The sequence below is a fragment of the Jutongia sp. SJQ-6 genome (assembly GCF_054161275.1).
This window is the reverse complement of sequence record NZ_CP195314.1, coordinates 606,405-619,126: the sequence shown is the minus strand read 5'-3', so window position 1 is coordinate 619,126 and position 12,722 is coordinate 606,405. Positions and strand designations below refer to the sequence as shown.

The 12,722-nt window shown below is 41.7% G+C and carries 8 protein-coding genes; 7 read left to right on the top strand and 1 reads right to left on the bottom strand.

The window, feature by feature from the left end; all coding sequences use genetic code 11:
• Positions 1-8 precede the first annotated feature (8 nt).
• The 6 genes from ACSAJE_RS02875 to ACSAJE_RS02850 all read left to right on the top strand — a co-directional run bounded on the left by ACSAJE_RS02875 (position 9) and on the right by ACSAJE_RS02850 (position 8,751).
• Positions 9-1,229, top strand: a complete 1,221-nt coding sequence (locus ACSAJE_RS02875; protein ID WP_118690431.1) for an HDIG domain-containing metalloprotein — start codon at positions 9-11, stop codon at positions 1,227-1,229.
• Positions 1,230-1,305: 76 nt separating this feature from the next.
• Positions 1,306-1,812, top strand: coding sequence for an rRNA maturation RNase YbeY (ybeY, locus tag ACSAJE_RS02870; protein WP_118690432.1), 507 nt, complete (start codon positions 1,306-1,308; stop codon positions 1,810-1,812).
• 18 nt (positions 1,813-1,830) lie between these two features.
• A complete protein-coding gene (locus ACSAJE_RS02865; RefSeq protein ID WP_458009629.1) occupies positions 1,831-3,474 on the top strand; it encodes a putative polysaccharide biosynthesis protein in 1,644 nt (547 codons plus the stop codon).
• Between the two features lie 22 nt (positions 3,475-3,496).
• The gene (locus tag ACSAJE_RS02860) at positions 3,497-6,697 is read left to right on the top strand and encodes a DEAD/DEAH box helicase (protein ID WP_458009628.1); all 3,201 of its coding nucleotides are present in this window, start codon (positions 3,497-3,499) and stop codon (positions 6,695-6,697) included.
• A gap of 128 nt (positions 6,698-6,825) precedes the next feature.
• Positions 6,826-7,173 (top strand): 50S ribosomal protein L19, encoded by a 348-nt coding sequence (rplS, locus tag ACSAJE_RS02855; RefSeq protein WP_118690435.1) that lies wholly within the window; start codon positions 6,826-6,828, stop codon positions 7,171-7,173.
• Positions 7,174-7,413: 240 nt separating this feature from the next.
• Complete coding sequence (locus ACSAJE_RS02850) at positions 7,414-8,751, top strand: VanW family protein (RefSeq protein WP_458009627.1); 1,338 nt, start codon at positions 7,414-7,416, stop codon at positions 8,749-8,751.
• Between the two features lie 157 nt (positions 8,752-8,908).
• Here the strand turns inward: ACSAJE_RS02850 and arcC are convergent, their stop codons facing one another.
• Positions 8,909-9,844 carry a carbamate kinase gene (arcC, locus tag ACSAJE_RS02845; RefSeq protein WP_118507036.1) on the bottom strand — a complete coding sequence of 312 codons (936 nt, stop codon included), beginning with the start codon at positions 9,842-9,844 and terminating at the stop codon, positions 8,909-8,911.
• Positions 9,845-10,454: 610 nt separating this feature from the next.
• On the opposite strand from arcC, the gene ACSAJE_RS02840 reads away from it, so the two are divergent.
• Entirely contained in the window at positions 10,455-12,563 is a 2,109-nt protein-coding gene (locus ACSAJE_RS02840; RefSeq protein ID WP_118690437.1) for a glutamine synthetase III family protein, read from the top strand.
• The last annotated feature ends 159 nt before the right edge of the window (positions 12,564-12,722 follow it).

The following is a 12,722-nucleotide window of genomic DNA, read 5'->3' as shown; positions in this document are numbered from 1 at the left end:
GGAAGAGCATGTGGCGCAGAATATACCAGCGTAAACTTCTTTTTTGGATAGGCATGTATTTGTCGATAGCATTTGGAAGTGCGTTGCAGGGCTTTACTCAACATCAGCCGATCTATGTCTGGACAGCAAATGTTGTGTTTTCACTGCTTATTGTTTTTTTGTGGCACAAATTTTCCGGCTATATACAAGAAGTAAGAGGTCACAGCTTACAGGACAAGCTTATCCTGGTCTTTTTGTTTGCACTGTCCAATGTCATGTTAGCATGCAGTGCTTGGCAGTCGTTGGGATATTTGTGGCTGCTGCCGGTCGTTATGGTTTCGATCGGAAGTGGTATTGAACAGTCTGTTATTCTTTTTATTGCGCTGCTGTCACAAAATTTGTTGCTGCACAGTGCGTCTTTCAGCGCAAGAGAGCTGTTGATCGTTACATTTTTCGGGTTTGTCTGCATATGGCTTTTATCACAAGAGCTTACCGGACGTGTGTTATCGTATGTTGGTATTTTGATGTTAGTGTTGGAAAGTGTATTACAGATATTGCGGCATCAGTTTATGCTGCCGTCAATATTGCAAGAGTTTAAGAACACTCCACAAAAGATCTTAATGGAGTATGGAAGCATAATCCTGTTGTTTCTATTTGTGTGGTGGTATGTATTTTATCGCCAACATTCTGGAAAGATGACAGAAACGGAGTTGGCGAAGCAGCAGGAATTGAACAAAAAATTGAGCCTTATATTAGAGGCTGATTTTGGATTGTTATTGCGGTTGCAGGAATTTTCCGGACAGTTGTTTATACATTCGATGACGATCAGCAGTGTGTCAGCACAAGCGGCCAGACATATGGGAGGAAATGTATTGCTGGCGCAGGCTGGCGGGCTATATCATGAGATTGGCAGGATTACAGGAGATTCAAATTATATTGATGCAGGTGTTAAACTTGCGGAGGAATATGATTTTCCGAGGGAATTGACAGATATTATCAGGCAACACAGTATGCGGCATGAAAAACCAAAGTCCTTGGAAGCGGCTATTGTACTGTTTACAGACTGTATTGTGTCAACGAATGAATATTTGGAAAAAAACGGTCAGAAGGAAGGTGTTTCTACACAGAAGCTGGTAGAAGGAATCTTTCAGAATCGTTTATCGAAAGGAACTTTATCAGAGTCCGGATTGTCACAACAACAGATTGATAAATTACGACATTTTTATATAAAGCAGTATTTTAATGGCTGATGTATTTGGCGTAAAGCGGATCAATGTGCTGCAGTACAGATGGTTCTGCATTGTTGGAAAGGAATGGAGGATAAGAATGACAATACTAATGGATCAGGATGTCGAGAGTGATCTTCCTGTACAGTTAAATGAGGATATAGAGCGGGTGATACAGCAGACGCTGTCTTTGGAACATTGTCCATATGAATGCGAAGTAAACATCACGTTTACGGATAATGATGGGATAAGGATGATCAATCGTGAGTTTCGTGAATTGGATGTGCCGACGGATGTATTATCATTTCCGATGGTGGATTATAAAGAACCGGCAGATTATGACTATTTGGAAACAGAAGAGGCACAGATATCCTGTTTCAATCCGGAAAGCGGAGAATTATTGTTAGGAGACATTATCATATCGTTAGAACGTGCGGATGAGCAGGCAAAAGAGTATGGGCATTCCGTGCGGCGTGAGATCTGCTTTTTGGTAGCCCACAGTATGTTACATTTGTTGGGATATGATCACATGGAGGATGAGGAACGACTCGTTATGGAGGCCAAACAAAAAGAGGTATTAGATACCCTTGGAATTACAAGAAATTAGGAGGAGTAAGTAAAAAACATGGAAGCGAATCAAAACAAAGCAGAAGGATTTTTGAAGCAGGGAAGTATTCTTGCAGCCGCATCAATTTTAGTTCGTTTGATCGGTATGTTTTACCGTATCCCGCTCGCAAATATTATTGGAGATGCCGGTAATGGAATCTATTCCGCGGCGTTTGAGGTATACAATATTTTATTGATCATTTCCTCTTACGGAATGCCGATGGCAGTGTCTAAGATGGTTTCGGCAAAATGCACCAAAAAAGAATACAAAGGAGCTTACCGGGTGTTTCGTTACTCCATGGTCTTTTCGATCTTTTCCGGCGGATTAATGGCACTTTTTGTGTTCTTTGGAGCCGGTTGGATTGAGAGAACCTTTTTCTCAAGTTTTCAGGGAATATCTATTCCACTGCGTGTGCTGGCACCGACAATTTTTGTCGTAGCTGTAATGGGTACGCTGCGTGGACTGTTTCAAGGAAAAAATACAATGCTTCCTACGGCAGTTTCACAGATATTAGAACAGATTGTCAACGCAGTGGTTAGTATTGTGGCTGCATATTATTTGATGAGTGATCACAGTGCTTCCAAAAACTTGTCAGCGTGGGGTGCTGCCGGTGGTACGGTAGGAACTCTGCTCGGTGCAGCGTCTGCTTTACTGTTTTTAGGTATGATCTATACTTTGTATCGCCCGGTTCTTCGCAGACAGGCGCGTAGGGATCGAATTACACCTAGGGAATCTGCTGCAGATTATTATAAGTTGATCCTTTGGACGGTCATTCCTATCATACTCAGCCAGACGGTATATCAGCTTAGTGGAATTATCGATGTTACAATATTTAACTTTGCGATGGAAGCCAGAGGTGTGAATGCTACCGTAATTAGTACTTTGCAAGGTATTTACAGCACAAAGTATCGTTTGTTAGTCAGTGTACCGATTGCAGTATCAACGGCAATCGCATCTTCTATGATTCCTAGTTTGGTGGCATCGGTTACGACCGGGGATCGTCGTGCGATCAAAGACAAAGTGACGATGGCGGTTAAATTTAATATGATCATTGCATTTCCATCTGCAGTTGGATTAGCAATATTGGCACAGCCGATCATACGTCTGCTGTTCCCGGCATCCGATTATGTGACAGGAGGAATGATGCTAATGACAGGATCGACGTGTATTATCTTCTATGCATTGTCAACTGTGACAAGTGGGGTGCTGCAGAGTATTGACCGGATGAATCTTCCGGTCATCCATTCTTTGATATCATTAGCAATTCATGTCGTTGTCGTGTTTACGCTGCTTCGTTTTACCGGAATGGGAGCGTATGCGTTGGTATTTGGTAATGTAACTTATCCGTTAGTCGTTTGTTTCTTAAATGGCAGAAGCGTCAGCAGAAATTTAGGCTTCAAACAGGAAGTAGTAAAAACATTCTGTGTCCCGTTTTTGTCTTCGGTGGTAATGGGAATACTGACGTTCGTTGTATACGAGTTGTTTTTCATTGTCAGCCATCGTATTTATGTTGCAATCATACCTGCATTGGTTGTGGCGGTTGCAAGTTACTTTGCTTTGGTGTTGAAGTTGCAGGGACTTTCCAGGTCAGAGCTTTATGAGTTTCCGATGGGACGAAAAATGTCAATCGTTGCAGATAAATTTCATTTGTTGAACGATTAGTATAGGAATGAGGGTATAATGCATGTATAAGATCACAAGAGAGGCAATTAGAAGACTTGCCACGACGGAGACTGTTTACTACCGCGGAATGCGTTATTATGCGGCACATGCAGTGTCTGATGTGACGTGGAATGAAGCTACCAAGCAGTATCATGCATTTGTGCAAGGCAGCAATATATATGGTGTTACGATTGGATTTGGCGAAGATGAACAGATCACGCATAGCTGCAATTGTCCGGCTCATGCAAAATATCCGGGTGCCTGCAAACACGTTGTGGCTGCATTATTATTTATTGCAGATTATCAGCAGAGAGCAGACGCATTGGAAAATCTCGGTTGGGAAGATCAAACAGCATACAAGATAATAGAATATTTCCGCAAACGGGAATATCGCAAACTGACACCGCAGTATTTTCATCTGGCACTGCAGGTTACGGTCAATGAACCACTAAAGTCCAGACAGTCCAAGGCATTTGTTGGTCTGTACGCCGGCAGCAGCAAGATGTATAAAGTATCCAATACCAAAAAGTTTATTCAGGATTATTATAATCATAAAGAGATCCGACTAGGCAAAGAATTTCGGTATATACCGGGAGAATGTCAGTTTGAACCGACATCGGCGGCGGTTTTGGCTTATCTGACAGAAATATATGAGATTCAGGAGACATTAGGTAAGACGTATTATTCTAATCTATTTAATCGACAGGAATTGGTCGTATCACAAAATATGCTTTGCAAACTGTTACGTCTTGCAGAGGGATTACACTGTGATATAATTCTTCGGGATAAAAAGATGGAAAATATGGAGATTATGTGTTCGAATCCAAAGTTATCCATGGAACTGCAGATGGAAGACGAAGTGTTGTCTTTATATGATATGGGACAGGAGCCGATAATCTCTATTTGTGAAGATGGTTCGATCCTCTGTTATCAGGGATGTATTTATCTGCCGGATATGGAGTTTTTAGCCAATTTGCGTCCATTTTTTACAACATTGTTTGGCAAAAAACAATCTGAATTAGAATTTCGTGGTGAAAATATGGGCAGCTTTATCGAAAAAGTATTGCCGGTGATCAAAAAAACCATGAATATTCAAGTGCCGGAGAAGATCAAAGATCATTATATTGTGGAACAGCTCCAGCCTAAATTGTATTTTGATATAGACCGAAGCAGACAAAGACCGGTTTTAGTGGCCCGTATGATATTTGCTTATGGAGAGCATGAGGTCAATCCTTTGCAAGATGAGCATAAAGGAAGTTATATTTTAGTACGTGATCGTGAAGAAGAGGAACAGCTTTTGCGGTTGATGTATGATAAGCATTTTTCGGTACGCAGAGAGCAGTTCGTTCTGATGAAGGAAGACGAGATATTTCAGTTGATGACGGAAGGGATTCAAGATCTATGTCGTCAGTTTGAAGTTTTTTATTCAAAAGAATATAAGGCGAATTCCATCAAGAAAGTAGGAATGCTATCGGCAGGAATCCGACTCAACACAGATATTAATTTGTTGGAAATGGATGTTGACTATGGGCATATTCCTAAGGAAGAGCTAAGAGATTTCTTCCGTTCGATCAAATTAAAAAAGAAGTATTATCGCTTGAAAAGTGGTGCTTTTATTAATCTGATGACAGAAGATAAGCAGATTGATGAATTGCGGGATTTGTTATCGATAGGAGAGGTGACGGAGGATAATAAGATTGCTTTCTCACAGACAGCTGTGATGGAAGTGGATGAGCTGCTCCCACATACCCAGCGAATTACGAGAGATGCGGGGTATAAACAGTTATTGGAAGATCTGAAAAATCCGGATAAAACCAATTGGGAGCTGCCAAACGGTATGGAAGATATACTGCGGCCTTATCAGATAACGGGATATCGCTGGTTGTGTTCCTTGGCTCATTATGGAATGGGTGGGATTTTGGCAGATGATATGGGACTTGGTAAGACATTACAGACAATTACCTATGTATTGGCGAATCCAGGTACCCGTACCTTGATCGTATGTCCGACTTCGCTGGCGTACAATTGGCAGGACGAGTTTTCAAAATTTGCACCGCAGATCGCCACACAGATCATTTCAGGAACACCACAGGAACGTGCAGATCTGATGCAGCAGAGTGCAGATGTTCCGGTATGGATCACTACCTATCCATTGATTCGTAAGGATGTTGATCTTTACAAAGCGCAGATCTTTGATGCGTGCTTTATTGATGAGGCACAATTTATCAAAAATCCAACCTCGCTTGGCGCAAAGGCGGTAAAGGCTGTGCAGGCAAAGCATCGGTTTGCATTGACAGGTACACCGATTGAGAATACATTGTCAGAATTATGGTCAATCTTTGATTTTGTTATGCCGGGATTTTTTGGCAGATATCGACAATTTGAAGAATGTTATGAGAAGCCGATACTGCGCGATCACGATTCTGTTCAAATGCAAAAATTACGACGTAAGATCCGTCCTTTTGTGTTACGGCGTATGAAGAAAGAGGTACTTACCGAACTGCCGGATAAGATTGAAACCAGACGTATGGCAGAAATGGGTGCCAAGCAGCGTAAGATCTATGAATCGTATTTGGCACGCATTCAAATGGAGTTGGCCGGAGATGAGGAGAATACACCTGGCGGCAATCGTATGCAGGTATTAGCGGCATTGACCAGACTTCGTCAGATCTGTTGTCATCCGGCAACGTTTGCATCAAATTATCATGGTGGAAGCGGCAAGCTGGATCTGCTTATGGAGCAATTACCGGATATATTGGAGGGTGGTCACAGTGTGATCGTTTTTTCACAATTTACTTCAATGCTTTCAATTATTGCGCACGAGTTGAAACAAAGAAATATTCCGTTTTTCTATTTGGCGGGATCGACCAGCGCGCAGGAGCGTAAACGCGAGGTCAAGGAGTTTAACCGCGGTGAAGTCAAAGTGTTTTTGATCTCCTTGAAGGCGGGAGGAACCGGTTTGAATCTGACAGGAGCTGATACTGTGATCCATTTTGATCCGTGGTGGAATCCGGCAGTTGAGGATCAGGCAACGGATCGTGCGTACCGCATTGGACAAAAGAAGAAAGTACAAGTGATCAAATATGTGATGAAAGATTCGATCGAGGAAAAGATCTATGAATTGCAGAAACGCAAAAAACAGCTTTCTGATCAGTTGATCCAGGCAGGGGAGAGTTTTGTAACACAGTTGACGATGGAAGAGATCAAAGAACTGTTTTTATAAAAAATATTTCTTGCAATATATTGCAGAGTGTGGTATTCTGTTGAGGTTGTGAGTAGAGATATTCCGCTGTTACGGTTGCAAAAAGCACAAAAGTATTAAGAATGTCAACATCAAAAAGGAGGTTCAACATGAACGATATTATTAAGGCGATTGAAAACGAACAGTTAAAGTCTGACATCACAGATTTTAATGTAGGTGATACCGTAAAGGTATATGCAAAGGTTATTGAGGGTTCCAGAGAGCGTATCCAGGTATACGAGGGAACTGTTCTTAAGAGACAGAACGGTGGAGCTCGCGAGACGTTTACAGTTAGAAAACTTTCAAACGGTGTAGGCGTAGAAAAGACTTGGCCATTGCATTCTCCGATTATTGATAAGATCGAGGTAGTACGCAGAGGTAAAGCTAGAAGAGCAAAATTGTTCTATCTTCGTGACCGCATTGGTAAAGCTGCTAAGGTTAAAGAGATCGTTAAATAAGTAGTTTCATAGACGGACGTATTGGACAGGCGTTATGCGTTATAGCATAACGTCTGTTTTGCTTTTTGAAACAGACATCCGGGGCGATCCTTCAGGCATGTATTCATCAGAGACATAACAAAATAAGAAATCACACAAATGTAACATTCTTGATGAATATTTGTAACATATTTATGCTAATATATACATCCGTTAGTAGAAAGTATTATATTACATCAGATATGGAGGAAGAGGATTGTTATGAAGAAGGGATATCAGATAGTAATAGGAGCGGCTGTTGCTTTGGCTCTTGTTGGGGGAGGTCTTGCAGGCAGAGCGATGTATGCGGAGCATCAGAGGAATCAAGCTGCAGCAGAGCATGCAAAGCAGGAAAAACTGATGAACGATAAAGTAACTTCCCATGCAGATAAAACCTATGGAAATAAATGGATACTGGATACGGAGTTGTCCGGTAAAACGGCAGAGCAGATCACACCGCTACTCAAAGCAGTAATGCAGAAATATAGCGAACGAAAAGTGACGATCACAGTAGATGGGGAAGCACAGACGTACTCTATGAAAGACTGTAAAGAAAAGATCCGTTATGTTTGCAGTGATGGTACGAAGTTTAAGCCGGGGGAGGAAGATAAACTTGCTCAAAGGCTGATCGCAATGGACAAGGAGCTTTCTGTATTGGATCAGTATGCGATCATTCAACAGGAGATGAAACCTTCTGCAGAAAAGATTACAATTGAATGTAAATCATCTTCTAAGGGACTGAAGGCAGTACGGTCATCATTACAATCCAAGTATGTGATCCCGGTTACTAATGCACATATGAAGGCAAATGGCAAGATTACAGGTACGAAGGATGGTCAGGCATTAGATTTAGATGCTATCCAAAAAGATTTGAAAACCTATTTAAATAGTAGTGAGCAGAAAGATTATGAAAATAGTTATGCGACGAGTGTTGTGAAACCGAGCTGGTATCCAAAAGACCTTAAAAAGGTTAACACCGTGATTTCTTCGTTTGAGACGACATTTGTACATACGACGGATCGTGGGCATAATATTCAAGTGGGAGCATCTCGTGTCAATGGCATTTGTTTGCTGCCGGGAGAAAGCTGTTCCTTTGATGAGAGGATCCATGATAACTCGAATGGCCAGGCTTTTCGTAAAGCAAGTTCGTATTTGCGGGGACAGGTAGTGCAAACGGATGGCGGTGGAATTTGTCAAATATCTACAACAGCGTACAATGCGATCCTGCGTGCCGGAATATTGCCGGCAAAGCGCTATCCGCACAGCATGCCGGTGCATTATGTGCCATTGGGGTTAGATGCGGCAATATCAGAAGGGGTTAAAGATTTAAAGATTACCAATACACTGGATGTACCGATCATGATCTATGCGAAAACGAAGAAAAATCGTTTGATCTTTGAAGTGAAATCTTATAAGAATGCACTGAAAGGGTATCAATATAAGCCGCGAGCAGTACAGCTTTCCAGTGTTAGCGCAAAAGCTTATCTGGATATCTATAAAGGAAAGAAAAAAGTGAAATCCATTTTGCTGCACACTGATAAATATCAGCAGCACAGCTAGGATTGCAAAGTCCCTTTCAATATTCTTCGACATATATTTAAAACAGGAAAACGCTATCGTGTATTATGTACGATAGCGTTTTTTGCGTCCCATTCAAAATTCGATGACAGCTTGTCGGCTGTATGAAGTCTGAGACCGATCATGTTTATAAGTGGGATCAACAGGTGATCACAGTACCGGTTTTACCTTGAACACCGGCCAATGCAGTGTCAATGCTTGTAATGATCGATTTGCGACCATTGCCGGAAGAAGCAAAAGAAACGGCTGCTTCAACCTTAGGCAGCATTGCACCGGAAGAAAATTGATTCTCATTAATGTATTTTGTTGCATCTTCTACGCTCATTGCATCTAATGGTGTTTCTGTTGATGTGCCATAGTTCAATGCGACTTTTTCAACACCGGTAAGTAACAATAAGATGTCTGCATCCAGACTTTCTGCTAAGCAAGCGCTTGTTACATCCTTTTCGATAACAGCGCTGGCGCCCTTTAGACGTGTGCCCTGCTGCAGTACCGGAATGCCTCCGCCACCGGCAGCGATGACGATCTGCTCTGCATCCATTAATGCCTTGATTGCATCAAGCTCGTAAATTTCAATCGGACGTGGGGCAGCGATGACACGCTGATAACCTTTACCAGGAACTTCCTTTACATGATTACCTTTATCTTTTTCTTTTTTAGCCTCTGCTTCTGTCATAAAACGACCGATTTCTTTTGATGGATAGCTAAAAGCTGCATCAAATGGATCTACACGAACCTGTGTGATCAAAGTAGATACCGGTTTGTAGATGCCGCGGTTAAGCAATTCCGTGCGGATTTCATTTTGAAGATCATAGCCGATATAACCTTGACTCATTGCGCTGCAAATAGACATAGGTGCTACGGTGTTACTTGGTTCCAAACGGCTGTACTCTGTCATTGCAGAGTGTATCATGCCGACCTGTGGACCATTGCTGTGTGTGATCACAACCTGATATTTTGCTTCGATCAGATCTGCAATTGCAGCAGCAGCGTTTTTGACAGCTTCTTTTTGTTCCGGGAATGTTTTTCCCAAGGCACTGTGGCCTAATGCAACAACAATTTTTTTACTATTCATATGCAATATCTCCATTCATATTTATTTATCATTAATAATGCGATATCTTCGGTAGCTTATACCGATAGAACTGTATTTATTTTACCATGGCGTCTAATGAAAATCAACAGAAAGCCATGAAAAGGGGACTGATCAAAAGGAGAGGGAGGACTGGCGATTCAGCGAGTTCAGCTTCAAAAAATAAGTTAGCTCTGACAAACTGTTAAATAATATAAATGAAATGGCTGTTTGAAACTAATTTTCTAAAAAAATTAAAAAAACACTTTTCAAACCTAAAAAAGTGTGCTATAGTATCAGCAGTTGAATAAATAACAGACAAGAACAACGGCGTTCTCAAATTTATTTGGGTGCGTCTTTTTTTTTGGAAATTGGCATTACACTTTAGAATCTTAAGAAAAGATGCTAAAATGGAGTGGCAATCTGTTGATTCAACGAAGTATATAAGGTTTGTGAGACATCATAGACGTGGCTTCGGTGTCAGTTCACGTTGACAGCAGGAAATGACAACAGCGATGGACAACAAGACGGACAGCATGGTGAGTGAGCAGACATCATAAAATATACAAACCTTATTGTAAACTACATATTAATATGAAAGGAAGGTAGTAACATGGAAAACAACGTACTTGAGCAGGTTTATGGGAAAAACGTGTTCAACGATGAAGTGATGCAGGCAAAGCTTCCAAAGGATGTGTATAAATCCTGGAAGAAGACGCTGGAGAATGGCGAGGATCTGGATGTAGACATCGCCAATGTCGTTGCACATGCAATGAAGGAATGGGCACTTGAACACGGTGCAACACATTACACACATTGGTTCCAGCCGATGACAGGCGTAACTGCTGAGAAACATGATTCTTTCCTTAGTCCGGCATCTAAGAGCAGACCGGTATTGGAATTCTCAGGTAAGGAGTTAATCAAAGGTGAGCCAGATGCATCTTCATTCCCATCCGGTGGTATTCGTGCAACATTTGAGGCTAGAGGATATACAGCCTGGGATTGTACTTCACCGGCATTCTTGAAAGAGGATGCAGCAGGAGTGACTTTATGCATTCCAACAGCGTTCTGTTCTTATACAGGTGAGGCACTTGATAAGAAAACTCCACTGCTTCGTTCTATGGAGGCGATCAGCAAGCAGGCAGTTCGTATTATGAAGCTGTTTGGTTATGACGATGTCAAAAAAGTATCTTGTTCCGTTGGACCAGAGCAGGAGTATTTTTTGGTCGATAGAGAAAAATATCTGCAGCGTAAGGATTTGATCTTTAGCGGACGTACTTTGTTTGGAGCACCGGCACCGAAGGGACAGGAGTTAGATGACCACTATTTTGGTACGATTAAAGAGCGTATTGCTTCCTTTATGAAAGATTTGAATGAAGAGTTATGGAAACTAGGCATTCTTGCGAAGACACAGCATAATGAGGTGGCTCCGGCACAGCACGAGATGGCACCGATCTTCACTACTGCCAATATTTCGACAGACCATAACCAGTTAGTTATGGAAATTATGAAAAAGGTAGCGAAGAGACATGGTATGGAGTGTCTGCTGCATGAGAAACCGTTTGCAGGAGTAAATGGTTCCGGTAAGCATAACAACTGGTCTATCGTAACGGATACCGGTATCAACTTGTTGGATCCGGGCAAGAAACCTCATGAGAATACTAAGTTCCTTTTGTTCTTAGCCGCAGTTATTAAAGCAGTAGATGAGAACGCAGAATTGCTTCGTCTGTCTGCTTCTAATCCGGGCAATGACCATCGACTTGGTGCTAATGAGGCACCACCGGCTATTATTTCTATCTTCTTGGGAGAACAGCTTGAAGATATTATTGAACAGATCGTGCGTGGAGATCTTTCTTCTTCCATTCATGGTACTAAGCTGGATACAGGTGTTCATGTACTTCCGGTACTTCGTAAGGATGCGACAGACCGTAACCGTACATCACCATTTGCCTTCACCGGTAATAAATTTGAGTTCCGTATGTTAGGTTCTTCAATGTCAATTGCAGGTGTGAATTTCATCTTGAATACAATGGTTGCAGATGTACTTAATCAGTTTGCTGACGAATTGGAAAAGGCGGATGACTTCGATGTAGCAGTCAACGAATTGATCAAGAAAACCGTTACCGAGCATCAGAGAGTTATCTTTAACGGTGATGGATACTCAGATGAGTGGGTTGCTGAAGCAGAGAAACGTGGTCTTCCGAATGTAAAGTCTTTCGTAGAGGCAATTCCATATCTTGTTACTGATAAGACAATCTCTATGTTTGAGAGACAGGGCGTCATGACTAAGACAGAGCTTGAGTCTCGTGCAGAAATCAATTATGAGACTTATTCTAAGACGATCAATATTGAGGCAAAGACAATGATTGATATGGCTGGTAAGCAGTATATTCCGGCAGTTATCAGTTATGTAACAACTTTGGCTGATTCGATCAATAGCATCACAGCGGCTTGCGATAGTGCAGATGTTTCTGTTCAGAAAAATCTTTTGACGAAATGTTCTGCATTGCTTGCAAAAGCACAGAGTGCATTGGCTAACTTGGAAAATGTAGAGACTCTTGCAGCTGCTAAGAGTGAGGGACAGGAGCAGGCTATGTACTTCCGTGAGGTAGTATTCCCTGCAATGACAGAACTTCGTGCACCAATTGATGAGTTGGAAATGATTGTGGATGAAGAATTCTGGCCGGTACCTACATATGGCGAGTTATTGTTTGAAGTATAAGCGTGCTTTCATATTAATATTCCCAATTAATAAATGAAAAGTGGAGGAACCTGCGTAATGCAGGTTCTTCTGCTTTTAAATAGAATCTTCGGTTGCAAAACAAGACAAAACCAAGTATACTAAATAAGATATTGAAGGAAGTAGATGGAGAGTACACAT